The sequence below is a fragment of the Micromonospora sp. DT233 genome (assembly GCF_049841815.1).
In the GTDB taxonomy this organism is placed as follows: Bacteria; Actinomycetota; Actinomycetes; order Mycobacteriales; family Micromonosporaceae; genus Micromonospora.
This window is the reverse complement of the sequence record NZ_JBNCLB010000002.1, coordinates 248,292-272,640: the sequence shown is the minus strand read 5'-3', so window position 1 is coordinate 272,640 and position 24,349 is coordinate 248,292. Positions and strand designations below refer to the sequence as shown.

Here is a 24,349-nt window from a genome sequence, read left to right as displayed (position 1 = left end):
CTGACTAGGGTCTGAGCATGGTCGCAATCTCATACGAGGACATCGTCAAGGTCCCGAAGGCGCTGCTGCACGACCACCTCGACGGCGGCCTGCGGCCGGCGACGATCGTCGAGCTGGCCGCCGAGGTCGGCCACGAACTGCCCACCACCGACCCCGAGGCGCTCGGCCGCTGGTTCGTCGAGTCGGCGGACTCCGGCTCGCTGGAGCGCTACCTGGAGACGTTCGCGCACACCGTCGCGGTCATGCAGACCCCGGCCGCGCTGCGCCGGGTGGCCCGGGAGTGCGCGCTCGACCTGGCCGCCGACGGGGTCGTCTACGCCGAGGTGCGGTTCGCCCCCGAGCAGCACCTGGAGCGGGACCTGACCCTCGACGAGGTGGTGGAGGCGGTCGTCGCCGGGTTCGCCGAGGGCGCCGCGCTGGCCGCCGCGGCGGGCACCCCGATCCGGGTCGGCACCCTGCTCACCGCGATGCGGCACGCCGCCCGGTCGCAGGAGATCGCCGAGTTGGCCGTGCGGCACCGCGACGCCGGGGTGGTCGGCTTCGACATCGCCGGCGCGGAGGCGGGCTTCCCGCCCACCCGGCACCTGGACGCCTTCGAGTACCTGCAGCGGGAGAACTTCCACTTCACCATCCACGCCGGTGAGGCGTTCGGGCTGCCGTCGATCTGGCAGGCGATCCAGTGGTGCGGCGCGGACCGGCTCGGCCACGGGGTGCGCATCGTCGACGACATCACCCCCGGCGACCCGGCGGTGCTCGGCCGGCTCTCCGCGTACGTGCGGGACAAGCGGATCCCGCTGGAGCTCTGCCCGTCGTCGAACGTGCAGACCGGCGCGGCGGCGTCGATCGCCCAGCACCCGATCGGGCTGCTGCGCGATCTGCGATTCCGGGTCACGGTGAACACGGACAACCGGCTGATGAGCGGCACCTCGATGTCGCGGGAGATGGCGCTGTTGGTGGACGCCTTCGGCTACGGCTGGAAGGAACTCCAGTGGTTCACCATCAATGCGATGAAGAGCGCATTCATCCCGTTCGACGAGCGGTTGGCGATTATCGATGAGGTGATCAAGCCCGCGTACGCGAAGCTGTTGGGGTGATCAGTGCCGGGGTGGCTGGCCGGCGGCCAGCAGGTCGGCCACCCGGCGCAGCACCTCGCCGGCGGCGGCCGGATGGGCGCCGAGGCCGGCCTGGCGGCGCAGCACGGCCGGCTCGGCGCGCAGCAGGGCCAGCCCGCGGCGCAGCAGCACCCCGGGGGCCTTGCGCTGTTCGGCCAGGTCACGGGAGAGTCTGCGGACGAAGGTGGTGCCGCGCGGGCGGCGCAGCGCGTACGCGCCGGCCAGCAACCCCCGGTGTCGGCACTGCTCGATGATCTCGGCGGCGAAGATACCTTCGGCGACGAAGAGTGGCGATCCGGCGACTTCGAAGGACCGAGTGGCCACTTGACGATCGGCGCCGATGGCGTAGACGGGGACCTCGGCCCGACCCTCCCGGGCGAGCCGGGCAATCGTCTCCACGGCCGCCTCGGCGTCCCACGCGCGGGGTGAGTCCCAATCCACAAGCCCGTTGTGGCGGGGCAACGTAGGGTCATCGCCGTTCTTGTAAAAGTCGTCCAAGCAAAGGACGGGAAGTCCGGTTCGCTGCGCAATATACGATTTTCCGGAGCCGGACGGGCCAGCGAGCAGGACAACGCGGTGCGGATGATCCATTACTTTGTGTCACTCCGGCCAGGCAGATTGCGAGCAAATTGCAGCAACATCTCATCACACCGACGGCAACGGCCAACCTGGGCTTTCTTCTTCGAAGGCGGCGTGATGGAATCTCGGAGGTCCGACCCGCCGGGTCGGCCGCTGGGCGTTGCCCGGGGCAACGCGGGAACGCTGTGATCGCGAGGGCGGTGACGTGAGCAAACGGCCAAGGACGGCGGGCTCCTTCCTGTCGCGACTGCGGTGGCCGGCCGATCGGCTCCGCGACATGCCGATCTGGTCGAAGCTGGGTCTCATCATGATCGTGCCGACGATCGCGACGATCGTCGTCGGCACCAGTGGCCTCGTCGACAACCTGGACAACCTCGACAACGCCAACCGCTCGGGCGACCTGGCCACCCTCGTCAACCACTCCGGCGAGCTGGTCAACACCCTCCAGGACGAGCGCACCTCGGCGGTGCTGCTGCTCGGCGCGAACGGCGAGCAGGCCAAGGCGCAGTACCAGGAGGCGTACAACCGGGTCAACAGCCGGGTCGACCAGGCCAAGGTTCCCTACCTGCAACAGCGCGCCAAGGTCGAGGACCTGCCGGGCAGCCTGGACACGCTCCTCGACGGCATCGACCAGAACCTCAAGGACCTCTCCGGCACCCGCAGCCAGGTGTTCAACGGCAAGCTGAAGATCATCGACGCGATGCAGGCGTACGAGGGCCTGATCAACGACCTGCTGGCCGTGCGGGACTCCGGCACCCAGCTCGCCGGCGACAACGACCTGAGCGACCGGATGCGGGCCGCCGCCGCCGTGGCCCGCGAGAAGGAATACCTCTCGGTCCGCCGGGTGGTGGTGCACCGGGCGCTGATCCAGCGCGAGCTGACCCCGGTGCTGCGCACCGACTACATCGCCAGCGGCACCGGCCAGCAGCAGGCGCTGCAGAGCTTCAAGGCGGTCGCCAACTCCGCCGAGTCGGACCTGCACGACCAGACCGTCTCCGGCGGCGACCGGCGCGAGGCCCAGAACTACACCGGCTGGATCGACGGCAACATCAACGGCAGCATGGTCGACGCACCCTTCGGCGCCGACCAGTGGGACGCGGCCATGGTGGCCAACGCCCGGCTGATCCGCACCGTCGAGGCGAAGCTCGACGGCGACGTGGTCCGGCAGGCCGACGCGCTCCGCTCCGACGTGCAGCGCACGGTGTTCGTGCAGACCGGCCTGCTGCTCGGCATGCTGCTGCTGGCCATCCTCTTCGCCTACCTGGTCGCCCGCTCGATGGCCCGCTCGCTGCGTGAGCTGCGCGAGGGCGCGTTCCACATCGCCCAGTACGGGCTGCCGCAGGCGGTCGCCCGGCTGCGCGACCCGCAGCTGTCCAGCCAGCAGTCCCCGGTCCAGTTGGCCAACCAGATCGCCGAGCCCCTGCCGGTCCGCAGCAAGGACGAGTTCGGCCAGGTGACCGAGGCGTTCAACGCGGTCCACCTGGAGGCCGTGCGGACGGCGGCCGAGCAGGCCGCGCTGCGCGCCTCCGTCGCGACCATGTTCGTCAACCTGGCCCGGCGCTCGCAGATCCTGGTCGACCGGCTGATCGGCCACCTCGACCGGCTCGAGCGCGGCGAGGAGGACCCGGACCGGCTGGCCGAGCTGTTCCAGCTCGACCACCTGGCCACCCGGATGCGCCGCAACGACGAGAACCTGCTGGTGCTCGCGGGCGCCGACTCCACCCGCGTGCAGCGCGAGCCGGCGGCGCTGATCGACGTGCTGCGGGCCGCCCAGTCCGAGGTCGAGCACTACACCCGGATCGAGTTCGGGGTGATCGACCGGGACATCGAGGTCGCCGCGCACGCGGTCAACGACCTGGTCCACCTGGTCGCCGAGCTGTTCGACAACGCGACCGCCTTCTCCCCGCCGGACTCCCAGGTGATGGTGGAGGCCCGCCGGGTCGGCGACCGCGCCTCCCTCTACGTCGAGGACCGGGGCATCGGCATCAGCGCCGACCAGTTGCACGAGCTCAACGACCGGCTGGCCACGCCGCCGCAGGTGGACGTGGCCGTCTCCCGGATGATGGGCCTGGTCGTGGTCGCCCGGCTGGCGTCGCGCCACGGCGTCCGGGTCGAGCTGCGGCCCGGCGCGGACCGGGGCACGGTCGCCGACGTGACCATGCCGACGTCGGTGCTGGTGCCACGGGCGCTCTCCGGTCGGGGCAACCAGTTCCCCGCCCTGCCGGCCTCCGCCGGCGGCCCGCAGTCGGCCAGCCCCCCGCAGGCCAGCCTCCCGCAGGCCAGCTCCCCGCAGGCCGGCGGCCCGCAGTCGGCCGGGGCGCCCCCGGCCCTGGGCGCGTTCGCGGCCTTCGGTAACGGCCCGTCGACTTCGGCGGGGCAGCGGCCGGGACACTCCGGCAACCAGGTCACCCTCGGCGGTCGGACCTTCGACCCGGCCGCACGCAACGGCCGCCCCGCCGACGCGCCCCGCTCCATGCCGGCGTGGGGCGACCTGGCCGGGGCCGGGGGCGCAGACCGCTTCAGCCCTCGTACCTCCCACGGCCAGCAGATCGACCCGCTGCCGCAGCGCCGCGCCGGTCAGGCCGACCAGCCCGGTGCGGGCCAGCAGCCGACGATCCCTCGGCAGCTGCCGAGCAGCCCGGAGACCCGGGGCTGGACCCCGCCGCCGGTCTCCGCACCCCCGGTCTACGGCCGGCCGGTCTCCGGCGTGCCCGTCTCGGGTGTGCCGGTCTCCGGCGTGCCCGTCTCGGGTGTGCCGGTCTCCGGCGTGCCGGTCTCCGGCCAGCCGGCCTCCGCGCCGCCGCTGCCGAGCCGGCCGGTTCCGACCGGCCAGGGGCAGCCCGCCCCGCCGGCCTGGCCGCCAGTGGCCCCGGCCGAGCGGGAGCCGGCCGCCCCGCCGGTGCCCGAGCGACTCGCCGCCGCGCTGGACATGACCACCGAGCTGCCCCGAATGCCGCGCGACGACGCGCCGTCGACGCCGCCGGCCCGGTCGACGGCCCCGGCACAGGCGCAGCGGTACGCGGACGAGACGATGGAGCTGCCGATCTTCCGGGAGCTCGAGTCGGCCTGGTTCCGCACCCGCCGCGAGGGTGCCGACGAGACGCTCGGCACGCCCCAGCCGGGGCCGACCGAGGAGGCCCCGGCCTACCCGAACGGTGCGGTGACCCAACAGTTCTCCGCGGTCGACGCCACCGGCCGGGCCGTACAGACACCAGCACCAGGGACTACAGGTAACGCACCGATGGCAGACAGCACGATGGCCGGAGGGTCGCCGCGCGACAACGGGTCGACGGCCAACGGTGGCGTCCGCCCCGGTCACGGCGAGCCGCTGGCGGCCAGGCGGCCGGGTGCCGCGTGGCAGACCGCGGCGGACGACGGATGGCGGGCCGCCTCGGCGGCCACCGAGGTCCCGGTGGCGGAGACAACCCGCCAGGGCCTGCCGAAGCGGGTGCCGATGGCCCAACTAGTTCCCGGCGCGGTCGAGAAGCCGGCCATCGCCGTTCAGCGCCGTACGCCGGAGGGCGTGCGCGGCCTCCTCTCGGCCTACCATCGAGGAGTGCAGCGCGGGCGTACCCAACCCGACGGCACCCCGACCAGCCCGGAGGCGACTCCGGGAGGGCAGCAATCCTCGCAGTCTGGCTCAGGCCCGGTGGCCGGGAGCGGGCAGAAGGAGCAACAACGATGACAACTACGCAGGATCTCGGTTGGCTGCTGGCCAACTTCGCCGACCGGGTGCCGGGTGTCGCGCATGCGGTCGCCGTCTCCGCGGACGGCCTGCTCCTCGCGTCGTCACGAGACCTCCCACGGGACCGGGCCGACCAGTTGGCCGCGATCGCGTCCGGGCTGGTCAGCCTGACCCAGGGGGCGGCTCGCTGCTTCGAGGGTGGCGCGGTGTTGCAGACCGTGGTCGAGATGGACAATGGCTTCCTGTTCCTGATGTCCATCTCGGATGGTTCGTCCTTCGCCGTGCTCGCCGCCCGTAGCTGCGACGTCGGCCAGGTCGGCTACGAGATGGCCCTCCTGGTCGACCGGGTGGGCGACGCGTTGACCCCGCAGCCGCGTGCGGCTGTGGGCATGATGGGCTGACCCGCGCTGATCCGTGGGTCGGGCCGAACAGCAACGACAAGGACGACGACGGGTTCCCCTCCGGGGCCCAGCCGGTACGAGGGACGAGGGAGGTGAGCGGCGACATGGTCGATCGTGACGAGCCGACCGGCGCGTTGGTCCGTCCGTACGCCGTGACCCGCGGTCGTACCCGCCCCCGGCTGGACATCGCGCTGGAGGCGCTCGTCGAAACGACGGTGCGTGGCCGCACCGCCGCTGCCACTGGCAACGGCGGCCAAGGCCGCGAGCACCAGTACATCGCCGCGCTGTGTGACGGACGTGTGCAGTCGCTCGCCGAGATCGCGGCGCGCATGCAGCTTCCGCTCGGTGTGGCTAGGGTGCTCATCGCCGACATGGCGACGGACGGCCTGGTCGCGGTTCACGAGCCGACCATCTTGGACGACTCCGACGACGCGGTGGGCACTGAACTGCTGGAGAGGGTGCTGAGTGGACTTCGCAGGCTCTGACATGTCGCACCGCCCGCCCGCACCGAGCGGCCGGGTGACATCGGCGAAGATCGTTATCGCCGGTGGGTTCGGCGTCGGTAAGACGACGCTGGTCGGCTCGGTCTCGGAGATCACTCCGTTGACCACCGAGGCCATCATGACCTCGGCCGGCGTGGGCGTCGACGACACCCGGCAGGTGCCGGGCAAGACGACGACCACGGTGGCGATGGACTTCGGCCGGATCTCGATCGACCGGGACCTGATCCTGTACCTGTTCGGCACCCCCGGCCAGACGCGGTTCTGGTTCATGTGGGACGAACTGGTCCGGGGCGCCATCGGCGCGGTGGTCCTGGTCGACACCCGTCGACTGGCCGACTGCTTCGCCGCCATCGACTTCTTCGAGCACCGGCGGCTGCCGTACCTGGTGGCCATCAACTGCTTCGACGGGATGCAGTACCACAACCCGCAGGACGTCCGGGACGCGCTGGCGATCTCGCAGGACGTGCCGGTGGTGGCCTGCGACGCCCGGAACCGGGAGTCGACGAAGCACGTGCTGATCTCGCTGGTCGAGTACGTGCTGACGATGCGCCGCTCGCGCGCCGTCGCCCCGGCCTGACCCACCCGGGACGCGCCCGGCCGCCCGGCACCACACCGGGTCGCCGGGCGCTTCCGGCTGCCCGGCCCCGGCCGGTTCTGCCCGGCCCCGGCCGGTTCTGCCCGGTTCCCCGGCCCGCGCCGGGCCCGGAGAGCCGGCCACGGCTCAGGACACCCGGACCCAGCCACCGTGGTCGACCCGGTAGACGCCGAGCGAGTTGCGGTCCATGCCGCCGTGCCGGATCGGCGCGAACGAGTACGCCCCGGCGATGCCCTCGATGACCTGGGTCTGCAGGTACGCCCGCAGCCGCCCCCGGTCCACGCTGGACGCCTGCCGCGCCGCGTTGGCGATCAGTTGCAGCGCGTCCGAGGCGTACGGGGCGAAGCCGCTGAACCCGCCGTGGCGTTGGATGTAGCGGTACACGAAGTCCCGCCGGGCCAGCGCCGCCATGGTGGTGTTGGTCAGCGTGGACCCGCCCAGGCAGATCGGGTGCACCGCGTACGCGCCCTCCAGGGCGGCGGCGTTGCGGCCGTCGAGGGTCTCCTCGGCGATGCCGCCCGAGTCCAGGTAGAGCGGCCCACTGTGCCCGGACTGGCGCAACGCCTGCGCGGCGGCACCCGTATCGGGGGCGGTGCCCCAGATCACCACGGCGTCGGGCTTCGCCGCCACCACCCGCTGGGCGGCCGGGAAGAAGCTCTCCGCGGCGTCGGGCAGCCGGACGACCGCGCCGGGCTTCAGGCCGACGGTCCGCAGGGCCGCTGACATCGTCCGTACGCCCGAGTTGCCGTGCAGCCCGGACGCGGCCAGCAGGGTGACCCGTTCGAGCCCCTGCGACGCGATGAGGCGGGCCAGCCGGCGGGCCACGTCGGCGGCGTCCGGGGTCAGCTTGTAGATGTAGGTCCGCTGGGCCAGCGGCAGCACGATACCGTCGCCGTGCGCCAGGGAGACGTACGGGGTCTGCAACTGCTGGGCGACCTCGACGATGGCGGCGGAGGTCTCGGTGAGGGTCCCGCCGAGCAGGGCGTGCACGCCGCCCCGGCGGATCAGCTCGGTGGCCTGCTGGGCGGCCAGGCGCGGGTCGCTGGCGTTGTCCCGGATCTCCAGCCGGATGCTCCGCCGCAGGTTGCCCACGGGGACCCCGTCGGCGTTGAGCGACTCCAGGCTGATCCGTAGGGCCCGCTCCTGGAGCACGCCGAGGGCGGCACCCGCCCCGGTCAGCTCGAGGCTGACCCCGAGCACCAGGTCCTTACCGCCGGCCGTGGTGACGCCACGGGCGGGCTCGTCGTCCTCCGCCTCGCCGCGCCCACAGGCGGTCAGCAGCAGGGCGCTGGCCGTGGCCGCGAGCACCTTCCGCCGGTCGAGTGTGGCCGGGTCGCTTGCCGGTGCCGCCATGTGCCGTCGCCTTCCCACCCCGGCGACATCCGCCGCCGGCGTTACGCCGGGAATGCTCCCGGCCCCGGGGGTCGGCGTCAACGGCCTGTGGGAATGAACACGCAGGTGAGAGGCGGTTTCCGGGCGTCGCCGGTGCGGATTTCCGGGCCCGGATCGGCCGGCCCGGTCCGACCGTGCCACCCGATCCGGACCGGTCGCGGTGGGGTCGGGCCCGGTACGCGGAGGCCGCGTACCGGGCGCGGTAGGTCAGGAACGGTAGCCGGCGGAGCGGTACTCGTACTCCCGGTCGTCGTCGCGGTCCCCGGTGTCGCGGGTGAAGTCCCAGCCACCGGCCGCCTCGCGGCCCGGTCGCCCGCCGACCGCGAACCCGCCGATCTCCTGCCCGCGACGCCAGCCGCGGAAGTAGCCGGTGGTGTTCTCGGCCAGGCTCGCCGCGTCGCGGACTATCCGCAGCGGACGCTCCTCACGCAGCGGAGAACCCGGGACCAGGTTGGCCTGTGGCACCCGCTTCGGCAGCCCGGCCTTCGTCTCGGCACCCACGGCCGGCCGGGCGGCCTGCTCGGCGGCCTGCCACCCGGTGTCGGCGGTGCTCGCCCACTCCACCTCGGCCTCGTCGTCCTGGCCGACGAACCAGGCCGACCTGGCAGCGGCGAAGATCAGCAAGTCGCCGTCGCCCTCGGCGGAGATGGGTGGGGTACGCCGTTCCATCGGCGCGGCGCGCGGCGGCTGCACCGGGGTCGGCCACTGCTCCGACTCCGACCGCTCGACGCGCTGCTCCAACGCGGGCCGCTCGGACAGTCGGTCCGTCGTCGGCCGGTCGGACTGCCGGTCCGTGGCCGGGCGGTCGGACTGCCGGTCCGCCGTCAGCCGCTGGGGGAGGCGGTCCGTCGTCGGCCGCTCCGGGAAGCGCTCCGCTGCCGGTCGTTGGGGCAGCCGGTCCATCGAGGGCCGCTCCGCTGCCGGTCGCTGCGGAAGGCGGTCCATCCCGGGCCGATCGGGCAGGCGGTCCGTCGCCGGCCGTTCCGGCAGGTGGTCCGTTGCCGGACGGTCGGCGTGGGGCTGCGGCTCGGGGCGGTCGGCGCGGGCGGGATCCCCCCGGTCGACCAGCCGCAGTGGCGGCGTCTCCAGGTGCGGCTCACCGTCCTGGCCCGACCCGGGGCGCAGCGCCCGGTCAGCCAGCGGCGGCGGCTCGACCAGCCGCAGCATCGGCGGCTCCTGGGGCAGGTCGTTGGCGAGCCACGGCGGGGTGATGCGGCCCTCGGTCGAGACCAACTGCGTCGGCCCGTCGATCTGCCGGGCCCCCCGGTCCTCGTAGGACCGGGCGACCGGGTTGTCGGCGGCGCTGTCGGACGGGTCCTCCGGGTTGCTGACCAGTGGCCAGTTCGCCCGGGAGCCCGGGGGCGCGGAGGGCGCGGGTTCCTGGCCGGGACGCGGGGTCGGCACCGGAACGCTCAGGTCCGTGACGCTGAAGCCGCCGGTGGGCGGCGCGGCCTCGCCGGTGGTCTTCGGCCGGGGCGGAATGACGGTGCGTTGCCGCTCCGCCCGGGCGTGCTGGATCGCGGCGGTGGTCAACGTCGGCCGGAACGGCTCGCCGGCCTCGGCCGGCGGCACCGAGCCGCGCTCGCGCTGGGTCGGTGCGATCGGGGTGATCCCCGGCGGCGGGGGCGGCGGGGCGGAGACCGGCCGGTTGGTCGGCCCGTCCACCCGGCGTGCCTCGCCCATCGTCTGCTCGGCGGCGCCGGGCGTGGTGGCCTTGGCGGCGGGGGTGAGTGGGCGCGGGGCGACCGGCGGCGGGGTCACGGGCTCCGGCGCGACCGGCGGCGGGCTGAGTGGCCGGGGCGGGGCGGGCATGCTGCCGCCGGGCAACGGCTCGGGTCGGCTGCGCCGGCCGACCGGCTCGGGCTCGGTGGGCCGCAGCGAGCGCAGCCCGGTCCCCACGCCGGCGAGGCCGGTCAGCTCGGTGGCCGGCTCGCCCCGGTGGGCGGCCGCCCGGCGGCCGGGTGCCACCGCCGGGGCGGTGACCCGTGCGCCGAGCGCGCTGACCAGCGCCTCGCAGCCCGCGTCGCAGGCCCGCACCGAGGCGACCGCCTGACGGACGGTCTCCGCCACGGCGGAGGTGAGCGCCCGGCTGACCGCCGCGCGACGCGGGGTCTCCGAGATGGCCACCCGCAGGGCGGTCACCGCCTCGTTGATCTCCTCGGCGTCGGCCACCCCGTCTGCGGCGAGGTGGGCGGCGATGGCGTCCGCCGCCACCGAGACCTCCCGGCCCCGGGCGATCGTCCCGCCCAGCATGCCGGGCTCGGGCAGCGCGTCCAGCACCGCCAGCGCGACCGGCTCGGCCGGGTCCGGGTACGCGCGCAGCGCGGCCGGGTAGAGCTCGCGCAGCACCTCGCGCAGCGCGGCGGCGGCGGAGTGCCGACCGCTGGCGAGCGCGGCGTGGGCCGCGAGGACCTGCTTGTAGCCGGCGAGGTCCCGAGGTGCGGGGAGGCTGACCGCGGAGAGCGCCCCGGCCTGGAGGGCCCGGGCCAGCCCGACCGCCCGCCGTTCGGCCGGCGGGGACTGCATCTCCTCCAGCGAGTCGTCGTCGGCGAACCGCTCGGCGAAGTCGTCCACCAGGTCGTCGTCGGCGATCGCCAGGGGCCGCCCGGCGGCGCTGAGCAGCGAGGTGACGGTGTTGTCGTCGCTGTCGGCCGCGATCGCCGCCCCGCTCGGCCCGCCCGACCGCTCCACGAGCAGCGCGACCAGCCGGGCGTAGCCGGCCGGGCTGTCGCCGATCTCGCAGACATGCAGCAGCCGGCCTGCGTCGTCGACCACGGCGGACGTCAGCGTCGGACCGGCCGAGGCCGTTCGGTCGGCCGGTTCCGCCGAGGCCAAACCGCAGTACACGCGCACGAGCGCCACGGCGTCGTCCTCCTCCCGGACTGGGCTCTTTCTCTGCCAGAGACTGATGCTCCCTGGAACGCGTCAGTCGCGCCAGTCCACGACCGCAGAGATCTTCCCGACAATGGTGCGCCAACCGAGACTCGCCGTCTGCGCCCCGATCTTCTTCAGCCGCCGCCGACCGAGGAAACCGCCGATCCCACCGTTGACGGTGGACCGCAGCGCCTCGTCCAGGTCGTCCAGGCTGGAGCCGGTGGAGAGCATGTCGAGCACGGCCGGAAGCCGCAGCGCATAGGCGACGTCGCGGGCGGCCTCGCCGGCCTGGATGAGCAGCGGGGCGTCCCAGGTGTCGTGCCCGCCGCGCAGGTTCTCCACGACCAGGTCCAACTCGTAGGTGTCCTCGGCGAGCGGGGCGATGTCGGCGGGGGTCAGCCGATCCGCCAGTTCATTCCACCCGTCCAGCTGAGACATGTCGTTGGGCGCACCCGACTGGACGAAACTGACCAGGGCCTCGGGCGTCTTGAACAACAGCAGCTTGCCCCGGTGGCTGAGGAAGAGCGGAACCTCCTCGTCGCCGTCCTCCTCGTCCTCGTCCTCGTCCTCGGGCTCTTCGTCGTCGGCGGAGTCGTCGGCGGAGTCCTTGGCGTCCTTGGCGGAGTCCTTGGCGTCCTTGCGGCGGGCCTTGCCGTCGTCCTCGTCGGCCTCGGCGAACTCGGCGGCCACCTCCTCGTCGAGGATCACCACCTCGTCGTCGTCCTCGGCCTCGACGGCCTGCCGGCGGGCCAGGAAGGGGTCGTCGGCGTCGCGCTCGGCGACGTCGGTGGGGGTGAGCTCCCGCGCCGGCCGGTACGCCCGCAGCGTGTAGCCGGTGCCGGCGGGCAGGGCGATCTCCACCGGGTCGATGCGCACCTCGTCCCAGAGCGAACGGTCGACGTCCTGCGCCGCAGGCCGCTCGACCTCCTCCTCGACCTCTTCGACGGTGCCGTCGGTGTCGTCGAGCTCAGGCTCGTCGGCGTCGGGCCGTTGGGGCGACTGGCGGGCCACGCTGACCTCCGTGTGCTTCGGGCTGCCCACCCGGCGGCGTCTCCGGCCGCCGAGTGACTCTGGGCACATACCCTAGTGGGCCACCCCGGGGACCGTCGTCCGCACCCCGTCCGCCGTCCGGCGGGTGGACCGGTGGGGACGTCGGGGAGCGCCGCGACGCGGTCGGCGGCGGGCCACTCAGCGGCGGGGGGCCAGGGCCAGGTAGCCGCGTTCCGCCGCCTCCTGGAGCAGCCACTGGTCCCGGTACCAGCCCGCCGTGGCGACCAGCTCGGCGTGCCGGCCACGCTGGATCACCCGGCCGGCGTCGAGGACCACGATCTCGTCGAGGCCGGCCAGCCCGCTGAGCCGGTGGCTGATCAGCAGCACCGAGTGCCCGGCCGGGGTGGCGGCCAGCGCGGAGGCCAGCACCGCGTCGGCGGCGGCCGGATCGAGGCCCTCGGTCGGCTCGTCGAGCACCAGCACCCCCGGCGCGGCCAGCAGCGCGCGGGCGAGCGCGAGGCGCTGCCGCTGCCCGCCGGAGAGCTGCCCGCCCTCCTCGCCGACGACGGTGTCCCAGCCGGCGGGCTGGGCGTGCACCCAGTCCAGCAGGCCGGCGGCCCGGGTCGCGGCGGTCAGCTCGTCGGCGTCGGCGTCGGGGCGGCCGAGCAGCAGGTTCTCCCGGACCGTGGCGTGGAAGACGTACGCCTCGGCCAGCAGCCCGCCGACCGCGCCCGGCAGCTCGTCGGCCGGGTACGCCGACAGCTCCGCCCCATCGAGGGTGATCCGGCCCGCCTCGGGGCGCACCGTGCCGGTGAGGACGGCGGCGAGGGTGCTCTTGCCGGCCCCGCTCGGCCCGACCACGGCGATTCGGCGGCCGGCCGGCAGGTCCAGGGTGAACCGGTCCAGCGCCGGTGCCCCGCCCGCCCGGTACCGGACGGTCACCTCCTCGAAGCGCACGTCGTGCCGCGCGAGGGCAGCCGTCTCGCCGTCGTGGCGCGCGGGTACCGCCGTCTCGCCGTCGTGCCGCGCCGGGCCCGACCCGGTGGGTGGGGTGCCGGGGGAGGGGCCGGCGGCGTTGCCCTCCGGCGTGCCCAGCAGGGCGGCCACCCGGATCAGGCCGGCCCGGAGCTGGGTGCGTTGCCGGGCCGCGCCGACCAGGGTCAGCGCCACCTCGACGGCGGTCAGCGACCCCACCGCGAGCACCCCGACCAGCACCCCGCCGACGTCGGTGCGCAGCGCGGCCACCACCACCCCCGCCGCGGTCGCCCCGGCGATCAGCACCCCGGCGGCGTCCACGGCGAACCCGGTCGCGGCGAGCCGCCGTTCCAGCCGGGCCAGCCGCCGGGCCCGCCCGGCGGCGACGCCCAGCGCCTGCCCGGTCGCGCCGAACGCGGCCAGGTCCGCCGCGCCGTGGACCAGGTCCACCGCGTCCGTGGCGAGGGCGCCGCGCAGCGGGGCGACCTCGTCGGCGGCCCGGCGGGTCAGCGCGGTGGCGGCCAGCGGCAGCGCCACCCCGGCGAGGAGCAGGCCCAGCGCCAGCGCCCCGGCCGCCGGCAGCGAGACCGCCGCCGCCCCGGCCAGGGCCAGCACGCTCACGCCTGCGGCGGCGGCCCCCGGCACGAGGACCCGCAGCAACAGGTCCTGGACCGCCTCCACGTCGGAGACCAGCCGGCTCAGCGCGTCCCCGGTGCGCCGCCGGGCGGTGTCGGGGCGGGTCACCAGCGCGGCGAAGACCCGGGCCCGGACGTCGGTGATCATCCGCAGTACGGCGTCGTGCCCGGCCAGCCGCTCGGTGTAGCGGAACACCCCCCGGCCGATGGCCAGCGCCCGGACCGCGACGATCGCCACGGTGAGCCGGTCCAGCGGTGGCTGGCCGGCGGCGCTCATCAGCAGCCAGGTGGCGGTGGCCATCAGGGCCAGCCCGGCGAACTCGGTGGCGGCCGCGAGCAGCCCCGCCCCGACGAGCCGCCCCAGGTACGGCCGGGCCAGCCGGAGCACCACCCGTTCGGCGGCCCGGACGCTCCCAGCGGTCGCGTCGGGCGTCGGGGCGTCGGCCGGCGAAACCGGGCCGGGCACCCCGGCCGGCAGCGGCGGCGCCACCGCGTCGTCGGCGGGCGTCACCCCCGGCGTACGCGGGCCGCCGGCCAGACGGTCACCGCCCACCACGCCGGCTCGCCCGTCGTCGCGGTCCACGGGTGCGGCCTGCCGGTCGTCGCGGCTCATCGGGCCGGCTCCCCGGCCCGCGCCGTGGTCAGCTCGGTGACCCGGCCGTCCTCGACCCGCAGGATCCGGTCGGCGTCCTCCAGCAACGCCGGCCGGTGCGCCACCAGCAGGGCGGTCCGCCCGGCCACCAGCCGGCGGGTGGCGGTGAGTACGACCGCCTCGCTGGCGGTGTCCAGCCGGGCGGTGGGCTCGTCGAGCAGCACCACCGGGGCGTCGCGGAGGAACGCGCGGGCCAGCGCAACCCGCTGCCGCTGCCCGCTGGAGAGGCCGTGGCCGCGCTCGCCGAGCACGGTGTCGAGCCCGTCGGGCAGGGCGGCGACCACCTCGTCCAGCGCGGCGGCGGAGAGCGCGGTGGCGAGCGCGTCGTCGGGGGTGTCGGGCGCGCCGAGGCGGATGTTGTCGGCCAGCGTCGCGGCGAAGAGGTGGGCCCGCTGGGGCACCCAGGCGAGCCGTTCCCGCCAGGCGTCGGAGTCGACGTCGGCGAGGTCGACCCCGTCCACGGTGACCCGGCCCCGCGTCGGGGCGACGAAGCCGAGCAGGAGGTTGAGCAGGGTGCTCTTGCCCGCGCCGCTGGGGCCGACGACGGCGATCCGCTCGCCGGGTCGGATGGTCAGCGTGACGTCGCGCAGCGCGACCGTGCGCTCGTACGCGACGGTCACGCCCTCGAACCGGATCTCGCCCCGCCCGTCGGGGACCGGCGTCGACGCGGCCCGGCCGGCCGTACCCGGCTCCACGGCGGAGAGGGTGAGCGCCTCGTCCAGCGCGGTGAGCCCCTCCATGCTGGCGTGGAACCGACTGCCGGCCGCCCGCAGCGGGAGGTACGCCTCCGGGGTGAGCAGCAGCACCAGCAGCGCGGTGGAGAGGGTGAGCCCGCCGCCGAGCAGCCGGATGCCCACCGGCACCGCGACCAGCGCCACCGACAGCGTGGCGACCAGCTCCAGCACCAACGCCGAGAGGAAGGCGATCCGCAGCGTCCGCATGGTCGCTTCGCGGTGGCCGTCGGCCATCCGGCGTACCACCTCGACCTGGCCCCGGGCCCGGCCGAAGACGCGCAGGGTGGGCAGCCCGGCGACCATGTCGAGGAAGTGCCCGCCGAGCAGCGACAGCCGCCGCCACTGGCGTTCCGTGGCGGCCTGGGCCTGCCAGCCGAGCAGCGCGCCGAAGACGGGGATCAGCGGCAGGGTCAGCACGATGATCACTGCGGAGCCCCAGTCGGCGAAGACGATCCGGGCCAGCACGGCCGCCGGCACCGTGACGCTGAGCACGAGCTGGGGAAGGTAACCGGTGAAGTACGCGTCCAGCGCGTCGAGCCCCCGCCCGGCCAGCGTGGCGAGCTGCCCGGCCCGCTGCCCGGCGACCCAGCCGGGCCCGTGCCGGCCCACGGCGGCCAGCAGGTCCTCCCGCAGCGCCGCCTTGACGGTCGCGGCGGCCCGCGCCGCCACCGTGCCCTGCCCCCAGGCGACCAGGCCGCGCCCCGCCACGGCGGCGAGGAAACCGGCCAGCGCCGCCCGGTCCAGCCGCCCGTCGATCGCGGTGGCCAGCAGCGTGGCCAGCGCGGTGGCCTGCGCCACGATCAGCAGCGCGGTCAGCCCGCCGAGCACCGCGAGTACGGCGAAGTCGCGCCGGGCCGCGGGGACCCGGCGCAGCAGACGCGGGTCGAAGGGACGGCGGTTCACCGGAATACCGGTGCCCTGCCGTCGATTCGTCCCCGCCACCTCGACCAGCTCATCGCCTGAAGCGTAGTAGGGCCGACGGCGTGACCTGCGGGCGGTCAGGCTCAGGAGGAGTCAGCTCGGGAAGAGTCAGCTCAGGAACAGCGAGATCGGCAGCGCGACCAGCGTGGCCGCCACCGCCAGTGCGGTCGCCCCGATCAGCCGGGGCGGCCGACCGGTGACCAGCAGCCGCTGGACCCGTACGTCCAGGTCCCGGTCGCCCAGGCCCAGGGTGCCGGCCGGGGCGATCCGGTGGCCGGCGGCGGCGAAGCGCCGCAGCGCGCCGGCCAGGGGCACCTCGGCGTGCAGCTCCCGGGCCTTGTCGTCGGCCCGCATCTCGACCAGCAGCGCCACCCGGTCGTGGGCGTCGCGTACCCAGCGGAACCAGGGCAGCGCCCGGCGCAGCGCGAGGAACGGCAGCAGCACCAGGTCGTGCCGCTCGTGGGCGTGCGCCCGCTCGTGGGTGAGCACCGCCTCCAGCTCGGCCCGGTCGAGCAGGTCGAGCGCCCCGGCGCTGACCACCACCCGGGGCCGCATCCCCGGCAGGCAGTACGCCGCCGCGCTCGGATGGTCCAGCACCAGCGCCCCCGGCACGTCGGGATCCCGGCGGGCGACCAGGGTGAGCAGGTCCCGGTGCCGACGCTGGGCCCGCACCGCCGCGTGGAGGCTGCGTACGGTCGTGGCCAGCAGCACCGCCCCGATGCCCACGCCGACGCCGACTCCGCCGAGGTGGACCACGCCCAGCCCGGCCGGCAGGGTGCCGTGGGCCAGGTCGGTGGCGAGGGCGAGCAGCGCGCCGCCGGTGGGGCGGTCGTACGGGGCCACGCCGAGCGCCATCGGCAGGCCCATCGCGGAGAGGCCGAGGGCGAGCCCGACCGCCTGCCAGCAGACGATCGCCACCCGGGGGCTGCGCCACGTCCAGGTGGCGGCGGCGAGGACCTGGGCGGTCAGGTAACAGGCCAGGACCGTCGCGGCGAAGTGCACGGCGTACGCCATGGCGGGTGGCCCCTACCGCTCCGTGGCCTCGTCGACCGTGGCCGGCTGCCCGGCCCGCCCCGCGCGCGGGTCCTCGACCCGGTCGGTCAGCGCCCCGGTCCCGGCGGTGGCCGGCGCGGACCGGGCCGCGTCGGTGGCGGGTGCGGATTTGGCCGCCTCGGTGGCCAGCGCGGCGCGCAGCACCTCGGCCTCGGTGCCGGTGACCGAGCGGGCGAAGCGCACCAGGGCGGCGTCCCGGCTGCCGCCGAGGTCCAGGGCGTCGAGCATGAGCTGGGCGATGTGCGCCTCGCGGGTGGCCGCCGCCCGGTACCGCCAGGCCCGACCCTCCCGCTGCCGGCGCACCATGCCCTTGCCGGCGAGCCGGTCGAGCACGGTCATCACCGTCGTGTACGCCAGCTCGCGGCCGTCGAGCGCGTCGGCGACCTCGCGCACGGTCGTCCCGTCCGACGTGCCCGGAACGGTGTCCCACAGCACGTCCATCACCGCACGTTCAAGCTCCCCAAGCCGCGTCACCGCCCAATCCTACCCCCCGTAGTAGAAACCCCCCGTCCCCGCTGCCCCGCCGGCCCGGTTCGCCACCTTCATCGGGTGCAGTTCTGGTCGCCCTGGTGACAAGAACTGCACCCGAAGGCCTCGTGCGTAGAGGGTCAGGTGCCCTTGGGGTGCCAGACGGTCTTCGTCTCCAGCAGGGTCGTCATCCGGGTCACGCCGGGGTCGGCCGTCCAGTCGTGGTCGGCCGGGGCCGGGCGCAGCACCCGCTTGAGGTTCTCCGCCGCCTTGACCTCCAGCTCCGTGGCCAGCTCCGGGTCGGTCACCCCGGTCAGGTCGATGGCGTTGACGTCCAGGTGGGCGGCGAGCGTCGGCGCGGTCTCGCCGATCGCGCCGGTGAGGATGTTGACCACCCCGCCGGGCAGGTCGGAGGTGGCCAGCACCTCGGCCAGGGTCACCGCCGCCAGCGGCTGCGCGGGGGAGGCGGCCACCACGACCGTGTTGCCGGTGACGATCGCCGGGGCGATCACGCTGACCAGGCCGAGCAGCGCCGGGGCCGCCGGGGCCACCACCGCCACCACGCCCGTCGGCTCGGGCGCCGACAGGTTGAAGTACGGGCCGGCGACCGGGTTCGCGCCGCCGTACACCTGGGGGAGCTTGTCGGACCAGCCCGCGTACCAGACCCAGCGGTCGATCGCGGCGTCCACCTCGTCAGCCGGCACGCCCAGGGCGACGAACTGCTCGCGCCGGCCCTCCAGCATCTCGGCGACCCGGTAGAGGATCTGACCCCGGTTGTACGCGGTCGCCCCGGACCAGCCCTTCACGGCGGCGCGGGCGGCGACCACCGCGTCCCGCGCGTCCTTGCGGGAGGCCAGAGACACGTTCGCCGACTGCACGAGATACGACCGTCCCGACTCGCTGCGCGGGAACTTCCCGCCGATGAAGAGCTTGTACGTCTTGCGTACCGCGACCCGCTCAGACATTGAGGTACCCCTCCAGCCCGTGCCGGCCGCCCTCGCGACCGTAGCCCGACTCCTTGTAGCCGCCGAACGGCGAGGTGGGGTCGAACTTGTTGAACGTGTTGGCCCAGACGACGCCGGCGCGCAGCCGGTCGGCCATCCAGAGGATGCGGGAGCCCTTGTCGGACCAGACCCCGGCGGAGAGCCCGTACGGCGTGTTGTTGGCCTTCTCGACGGCCTCGGCGGGGGTGCGGAACGTCAGCACCGACAGCACCGGGCCGAAGATCTCCTCCCGGGCGATCCGGTGCGCCTGGGTGACCCCCGTGAAGATCGTCGGGGCGAACCAGAAGCCGCGGTCGGGCAGCTCGCACGCCGGCGACCAGCGCTGCGCGCCCTCGGCGGCCCCCGCGTCGGTGAGGGCGCGGATGCGGTCGAGCTGGGCGGCGGAGTTGATCGCGCCGACGTCGGTGTTCTTGTCCAGCGGGTCGCCGACGCGCAGCAGCGCCATCCGGCGCTTCAGCGACTCCAGCACCTGCTCGGCGACGTTCTCCTGGACCAGCAGCCGGGAGCCGGCGCAGCAGACGTGCCCCTGGTTGAAGAAGATGCCGTTGACGATCCCCTCGACGGCCTGGTCGATCGGGGCGTCGTCGAAGACGATGTTGGCGGCCTTGCCGCCCAGCTCCAGGGTGAGCTTCTTGCGGGTGCCGGCGACCGTCCGGGCGATGGCCCGGCCGACCTCGGTGGAGCCGGTGAAGGCGACCTTGTCCACGCCCGGGTGCTCGACCAGGGCCCGGCCGGTCTCGCCGGCCCCGGTGATGATGTTGACCACCCCGGGGGGCAGGTCGGCCTGCTGGCAGATCTCGGCGAAGAGCAGCGCGGTCAGCGGGGTGGTCTCGGCGGGCTTGAGCACCACCGTGTTGCCGGCCGCCAGCGCCGGGGCGACCTTCCAGGCCAGCATGAGCAGCGGGAAGTTCCACGGGATGACCTGCGCGGCGACCCCGACGGGCCGGGGGTCCGCGCCGAAGCCGGCGTAGGGCAGCTTGTCGGCCCAACCGGCGTAGTAGAAGAAGTGCGCGGCGACCAGCGGCAGGTCGACGTCGCGGGACTCCCGGATCGGCTTGCCGTTGTCCAGCGTCTCCAGCACCGCCAGCTCGCGGGAGCGTTCCTGGATGAGCCGGGCGATGCGGAACAGGTACTTGGCCCGGTCCCGGCCCGGCATGGGGCCCCACACCGTCTCGTACGCGCGGCGGGCGGCGCGGACCGCGCGGTCCACGTCGGCGCTGCCGGCCCAGGTGACCTCGGTCAGCACCTCCTCGGTGGCCGGGTTGACCGACTTGTCGAGCTCTTCGCCGTCGACGAACTCGCCGTCGATGAAGAGACCGTAGGACGGCCGGAGGTCGACGATCGCGCGCGACTCGGGCGCGGGGGCGTATTCGAAGATCACGGTCAGTCCAGGGTGAAGTAGTCGGGACCGGGGTAGACGCCGGTCGTCAGCTTGGTGCGCTGCATGAGCAGGTCGTTGAGCAGGCTGGACGCGCCGAACCGGAACCAGTCCGGGTCCAGCCAGTCCGCGCCGACGGTCTCGTTGACCATGACCAGGTACTTGATCGCGTCCTTGGTGTTCTTGATCCCGCCGGCCGGCTTCACGCCGACCTGCCGCCCGGTGGCGGCCCGGAAGTCGCGCACCGCCTCCAGCATCACCAGGGTCACCGGCAGGGTCGCGGCGACCGGGACCTTGCCGGTGGAGGTCTTGATGAAGTCGCCGCCGGCGAGCATGCCCAGCCAGGAGGCCCGCCGCACGTTGTCGTAGGTGGCCAGCTCGCCGGTCTCCAGGATCACCTTGAGGTGGGCGTCGCCGCAGGCCTCCTTGGTGGCGACGATCTCGTCGTACACCTCGCCGTAGCGCCCGGCCAGGAAGGCGCCCCGGTTGATCACCATGTCGATCTCGTCGGCGCCGGCCGCGACGGCGGCCCGGACGTCGGCGAGCTTGACCGCCAGCGGCGCCTGCCCGGACGGGAACGCGGTCGCCACGCTGGCCAGGTGCACCCCGGAGCCGCGCAGCACCTCGGCGACGTGCGGCACCATCGCCGGGTAGACGCAGACCGCCCCGACGTGCGGGCAGGACGGGTCCGCCGGGTCGGGGCGCAGCGCCTTCGCCGCGAGCGCCCGCACCTTGCCGGGGGTGTCCGCGCCCTCCAGGGTGGTCAGGTCGACCATCCGGATGGCCAGGTCGATGGCCTGGGCCTTGGCCGTGGTCTTGATGGAGCGGGTGCCGAGCTGGGCGGCCCGCTGCTCCGCGCCCACCTGGTCCACGCCGGGCAGGCCGTGCAGGAACGCCCGCAGGGCCGTCTCGGATCGTCCCAGCTCGGAGAGGTCCGACCGGGCCGACGTCGCTGTCGCCGTCATGCCCGGAAGTCTACGCATCGACCCGGGTGGTGATCCTGGTCACGCTCGACGGGCCCGCGAACCTCCCGCGCGGCGTCGGGCGCGGCCTCGCGTCGCTGCCGGGCGGTGCCGGGAGGCCCACCGGCAGGTGAGCGGCGTCGCTGCCACAGCCCGCACCCGCACCGGGCGACCCGGCGGTTCGGTAGGTTCAGTGACCGTGGACGTACACGTCATTGACCACCCGCTCGCCCAGTCGCGGCTGACCGCCATGCGGGACGCACGCACCGACTCCTCCTCGTTCCGGGCCGCGCTGCACGAGCTCACCACCATGCTCGTGTACGAGGCGGCCCGCTCCTTCCCCGTCGAGAACTACCAGGTGCAGACCCCGGTCACCGGCACCGAGGGCACCCGGCTGGCCAACCCGCCGCTGCTGGTGCCGGTGCTGCGGGCCGGCCTGGGCATGGCCGACGCCGCGCTGGCCCTGCTCCCCGAGTCGTCGATGGGCTTCGTCGGCCTGGCCCGCAACGAGGAGACGTACGAGCCCCGGGCGTACATGGAGTCGCTGCCCCGCGACCTGGCCGGCCTGCCCGTGCTGGTCCTCGACCCGATGCTGGCCACCGGCGGCTCGCTGGAGCACTGCTGCCGACTGCTGGCCGATCGGGGCTGCACCGACATCACCGTGCTCTGCGTCCTCGCCGCGCCGGTCGGCATCGAGCGGCTGGAACGCTCCGGCCTGCCGTTGCGCCTGGTCACCGCCGCCATCGACGAGGGCCTCAACGACAGCAAGTTCATCGTGCCGGGCCTCGGCGACGCCGGCGACCGCCAGTTCGGCGGCATGCCCCGCTTCTGAGAGCGGCGTGCCCCGCTGCTGAGAGCGGCATGCCCCGCTGCTGAGAAGTGCGGTGAAGGCGGCCCCCGCTGACCGAAAGCGTGAGTGGGGGGCGCGCCGGGTGCGCGCAGGCGATAGCGTCTCGGGCCATGACTGGTGTTGCGCTGGCCGAGGAGCTGCTGCTCCTGGCGTACGACGATGAATCCGGCAAGGCGACCATGCCCCGGATCAGCCTCGACCTGGGCATGGCCGCGGCGGTGCTGATCGAGCTGGCCCTGGCGGGCCGGGTCGCGTACGCCGAGGGCAACCTGGTGGTCACCGACCCGACGCCGACCGGCGAGCCGCACCTCGACGAGGTGTTGGGGCGGATGGCCGCCGACACCCCGCACACCCCGTCGTCCTGGGTGCAGCGGCTGCGCCACGGCCTGCGCGACCGGATCCTCGGCGAGCTGGTCGCCCAGGGCGTGGTCCGCGACGTCGACGAGACCGAGCTGGGCTTCATCCACGTGCACCGCTACCCGACGACGGACGCCTCGGTGGAGGCCGACATCCGGCGGCGGCTGGCCGAGGCGCTGGCCGACGGGCAGCTTCCCGACGAGCGCACCGCCGCCCTGGCCACCCTGGTCGCGGTGCTGCGGATGGAGCCGGCGCTGGGCCTGACCGGCGACGCCGCCCGCGACGCCCACACCCGGCTGGAGGAGATTGCCGGCGGGGCCGGCTTCTCGGGCACCGTGGGGCTGGACGTCTCGGTGGTGCGCCCCTCGGTGGCGCTGGTCGTCACCGCCCTGGGCCGCGCCGTCGACGCCGCCCTCGGCAAACGCCCCTGACCCCCGCCCAAGCTTCGGTGAGCAGGACGCCATGGACCTTTCCGCGCCGGTTTAGGGTCCATGGCGTCCTGATCACCTTGGCGGGCTACGTCGGGAGGCCGAGGGTCGTGGCGATTTCCGCGCGTAGGGCGGCCAGGGCCGTGGTCGCCCGTTCCCGGGCCGCCGGCACGTCGCCGTCCGCGACCGGCTCCACCACCTCCAGGTACGCCTTCAGCTTCGGCTCGGTGCCCGACGGGCGGATCACCACCCGGGCCGAGTCGGTGCGCAGCACCACCACGTCGGAGACGGGGAGCAGGTCCCGCGACTCGGTGACCGGCTGCCCGAGCAGCGCCGTCGGGGTGGCCGCCCGGACCCGGGCCATCGCGTCGGCGATGATCCGCAGGTCGTCCACCCGGACGGAGAGCTGGTCGGTGCGGTGCACGCCGAACTCGGCGGCCAGCTCGTCGAGCCGGTCGGTGAGGGTGCGCCCCTGCGCCTTCAGCCCGGCGGCCAGCTCGGCGACGACCAGCGCGGCGGTGATGCCGTCCTTGTCGCGTACGTGCTCCGGGGCGACGCAGTAGCCCAGCGCCTCCTCGTAGCCGTAGACCAGCGGCGCGGAGCCGCCCCCGGCCCGCACGATCCACTTGAACCCGGTCAGCGTCTCGTCGTAGGGCAGGCCCCGCGCGGCGCACATCGCCCGCAGCAGCGACGACGACACGATGGTGGTGGCGTAGAGGCCGGTGACGCCCCGGCGCATCAGGTGGTCGGCGAGGAGCGCGCCCACCTCGTCGCCGCGCAGCATCCGCCACCCGACCGCCCCGTCGCGGACGGCCACCGCGCAGCGGTCCGCGTCCGGGTCGTTGGCGATGGCCAGGTCCGCGTCGATGCGCTCGGCGAGCGCGACCAGGCGGTCCACCGCGCCCGGCTCCTCCGGGTTGGGGAAGCTGACGGTCGGGAAGTCCGGGTCCGGCTCGGCCTGCTCGGCCACCACGCCGGGCACGCCGAAGCCGGCGTGGCTGAAGGCGGCGGTCAGCACCGCCGCGCCCACCCCGTGCAGCGGCGTGTACGCCACCCGCAGGTCGCGCGGCCCGTCCGGGGCGATCACGGCGGCGGCCCGCTGCACGTATGCGGCGACGAGGTCGTCGTCGAGCACCTGCCCGGCCGGCCCGAGCGGCACCTCGGCCAGCGGGCCGACCGCCCGGATGGCCGCCTCGATCCCGGCATCGGCCGGCGGCACGATCTGCGCCCCCGCGCCCAGCGCACCGCCGAGCCCCGCGCCCAGGTAGACCTTGTAACCGTTGTCCTGCGGCGGGTTGTGGCTGGCGGTGACCATCACGCCGGCCACCCCGTCGAGGTGGCGCACCGAGTACGCCAGCACGGGGGTGGGCAGCGGGCGGGGCAGCAGCAGCGCCGGGCGGCCCGCGCCGGTGGCGACCCGGGCGGTGCGCTCGGCGAACTCCCGGGAACCGTGCCGGGCGTCGTACCCGATCACCAGCGGGCCGGTGCCGCCCTGGTCGGCGAGCCAGGCGACCAGCCCGGCGGCGGCCCGGGTGACCACGGCCAGGTTCATCCCGTTCGGGCCGGCGCGCAGCGGGCCGCGCAGCCCGGCGGTGCCGAAGGTCAGTGGCCCGGCGAACCGGTCGGCCAGCTCGGGCGCGCTCGCCGGCAGCCGGTCGAGCACGGCCCGCAGCTCGTCGCGGGTGGCCGGGTCGGGGTCGTCGTCGAGCCACCGTCGGGCCTGGTCACGAAGGTCGTCATGGTCTGTGGGTTCCGCCGCCATGCCCCTTGATAGCACGGCGGCGGAACGCCACCTCCCGTC

The 24,349-nt window shown here is 74.7% G+C and carries 19 protein-coding genes; 7 read left to right on the top strand and 12 right to left on the bottom strand.

From position 1 onward, the window contains the following. Positions 1-17 precede the first annotated feature (17 nt). A complete protein-coding gene (locus ACLQ2V_RS05340) occupies positions 18-1,094 on the top strand; it encodes an adenosine deaminase (protein WP_425717231.1) in 1,077 nt (358 codons plus the stop codon). On the opposite strand, the gene ACLQ2V_RS05335 is transcribed toward ACLQ2V_RS05340, so the two are convergent. After that, positions 1,095-1,511, bottom strand: a complete 417-nt coding sequence (locus ACLQ2V_RS05335; RefSeq protein ID WP_425717230.1) for a hypothetical protein — start codon at positions 1,509-1,511, stop codon at positions 1,095-1,097. A 385-nt stretch (positions 1,512-1,896) separates the two neighbouring features. On the opposite strand from ACLQ2V_RS05335, the gene ACLQ2V_RS05330 reads away from it, so the two are divergent. From ACLQ2V_RS05330 to ACLQ2V_RS05315, 4 genes are all read left to right on the top strand, one after another. After that, the gene (locus ACLQ2V_RS05330) at positions 1,897-5,376 is read left to right on the top strand and encodes a nitrate- and nitrite sensing domain-containing protein (protein ID WP_425717229.1); all 3,480 of its coding nucleotides are present in this window, start codon (positions 1,897-1,899) and stop codon (positions 5,374-5,376) included. Next, positions 5,373-5,777, top strand: coding sequence for a roadblock/LC7 domain-containing protein (locus tag ACLQ2V_RS05325; RefSeq protein ID WP_117671056.1), 405 nt, complete (start codon positions 5,373-5,375; stop codon positions 5,775-5,777). The genes ACLQ2V_RS05330 and ACLQ2V_RS05325 overlap by 4 nt, the downstream gene beginning before the upstream one ends. 104 nt (positions 5,778-5,881) lie before the next feature. Continuing rightward, positions 5,882-6,262 (top strand): DUF742 domain-containing protein, encoded by a 381-nt coding sequence (locus ACLQ2V_RS05320; protein WP_425717731.1) that lies wholly within the window; start codon positions 5,882-5,884, stop codon positions 6,260-6,262. Position 6,263: 1 nt separating this feature from the next. After that, a complete protein-coding gene (locus ACLQ2V_RS05315) occupies positions 6,264-6,857 on the top strand; it encodes a GTP-binding protein (protein ID WP_425717228.1) in 594 nt (197 codons plus the stop codon). Positions 6,858-7,001: 144 nt separating this feature from the next. On the opposite strand, the gene ACLQ2V_RS05310 is transcribed toward ACLQ2V_RS05315, so the two are convergent. From ACLQ2V_RS05310 to deoC, 10 genes are all read right to left on the bottom strand, one after another. Then, a complete protein-coding gene (locus ACLQ2V_RS05310) occupies positions 7,002-8,228 on the bottom strand; it encodes an ABC transporter substrate-binding protein (RefSeq protein WP_425717227.1) in 1,227 nt (408 codons plus the stop codon). Between the two features lie 246 nt (positions 8,229-8,474). Continuing rightward, positions 8,475-11,177, bottom strand: coding sequence for a transposase (locus ACLQ2V_RS05305; protein WP_425717730.1), 2,703 nt, complete (start codon positions 11,175-11,177; stop codon positions 8,475-8,477). A 15-nt stretch (positions 11,178-11,192) separates the two neighbouring features. Continuing rightward, positions 11,193-12,182 carry a DNA primase gene (locus ACLQ2V_RS05300; protein ID WP_425717226.1) on the bottom strand — a complete coding sequence of 330 codons (990 nt, stop codon included), beginning with the start codon at positions 12,180-12,182 and terminating at the stop codon, positions 11,193-11,195. Positions 12,183-12,329: 147 nt separating this feature from the next. Continuing rightward, complete coding sequence (gene cydC / locus ACLQ2V_RS05295; RefSeq protein WP_425717225.1) at positions 12,330-14,354, bottom strand: thiol reductant ABC exporter subunit CydC; 2,025 nt, start codon at positions 14,352-14,354, stop codon at positions 12,330-12,332. Beyond that, the gene (cydD, locus tag ACLQ2V_RS05290) at positions 14,351-16,030 is read right to left on the bottom strand and encodes a thiol reductant ABC exporter subunit CydD (RefSeq protein WP_425717224.1); all 1,680 of its coding nucleotides are present in this window, start codon (positions 16,028-16,030) and stop codon (positions 14,351-14,353) included. Before cydD ends, cydC begins: the two co-directional genes overlap by 4 nt. Before the next feature lie 126 nt (positions 16,031-16,156). Beyond that, on the bottom strand, positions 16,157-17,062 hold the full coding sequence (locus tag ACLQ2V_RS05285) for a M56 family metallopeptidase (protein ID WP_425717223.1): 906 nt from the start codon (positions 17,060-17,062) through the stop codon (positions 16,157-16,159). 12 nt (positions 17,063-17,074) lie between these two features. Next, on the bottom strand, positions 17,075-17,575 hold the full coding sequence (locus ACLQ2V_RS05280; RefSeq protein ID WP_425717222.1) for a BlaI/MecI/CopY family transcriptional regulator: 501 nt from the start codon (positions 17,573-17,575) through the stop codon (positions 17,075-17,077). Positions 17,576-17,709: 134 nt separating this feature from the next. Further along, entirely contained in the window at positions 17,710-18,534 is an 825-nt protein-coding gene (locus ACLQ2V_RS05275; protein WP_425717221.1) for an aldehyde dehydrogenase family protein, read from the bottom strand. Further along, positions 18,527-19,951 carry an aldehyde dehydrogenase family protein gene (locus ACLQ2V_RS05270; protein ID WP_425717729.1) on the bottom strand — a complete coding sequence of 475 codons (1,425 nt, stop codon included), beginning with the start codon at positions 19,949-19,951 and terminating at the stop codon, positions 18,527-18,529. Before ACLQ2V_RS05270 ends, ACLQ2V_RS05275 begins: the two co-directional genes overlap by 8 nt. A 5-nt stretch (positions 19,952-19,956) precedes the next feature. After that, positions 19,957-20,916 (bottom strand): deoxyribose-phosphate aldolase, encoded by a 960-nt coding sequence (deoC, locus tag ACLQ2V_RS05265; protein WP_425717220.1) that lies wholly within the window; start codon positions 20,914-20,916, stop codon positions 19,957-19,959. A 196-nt stretch (positions 20,917-21,112) separates the two neighbouring features. Between deoC and upp the strand changes: the two genes are divergently transcribed. Beyond that, positions 21,113-21,745, top strand: coding sequence for a uracil phosphoribosyltransferase (upp, locus tag ACLQ2V_RS05260; protein ID WP_425717219.1), 633 nt, complete (start codon positions 21,113-21,115; stop codon positions 21,743-21,745). A 128-nt stretch (positions 21,746-21,873) separates the two neighbouring features. Then, positions 21,874-22,551: a GOLPH3/VPS74 family protein gene (locus tag ACLQ2V_RS05255; protein ID WP_425717218.1), complete on the top strand. Its 678-nt coding sequence runs from the start codon at positions 21,874-21,876 to the stop codon at positions 22,549-22,551. An 85-nt stretch (positions 22,552-22,636) separates the two neighbouring features. On the opposite strand, the gene ACLQ2V_RS05250 is transcribed toward ACLQ2V_RS05255, so the two are convergent. Continuing rightward, positions 22,637-24,310 (bottom strand): phospho-sugar mutase, encoded by a 1,674-nt coding sequence (locus tag ACLQ2V_RS05250; protein WP_425717217.1) that lies wholly within the window; start codon positions 24,308-24,310, stop codon positions 22,637-22,639. Between the last annotated feature and the right edge of the window lie 39 nt (positions 24,311-24,349).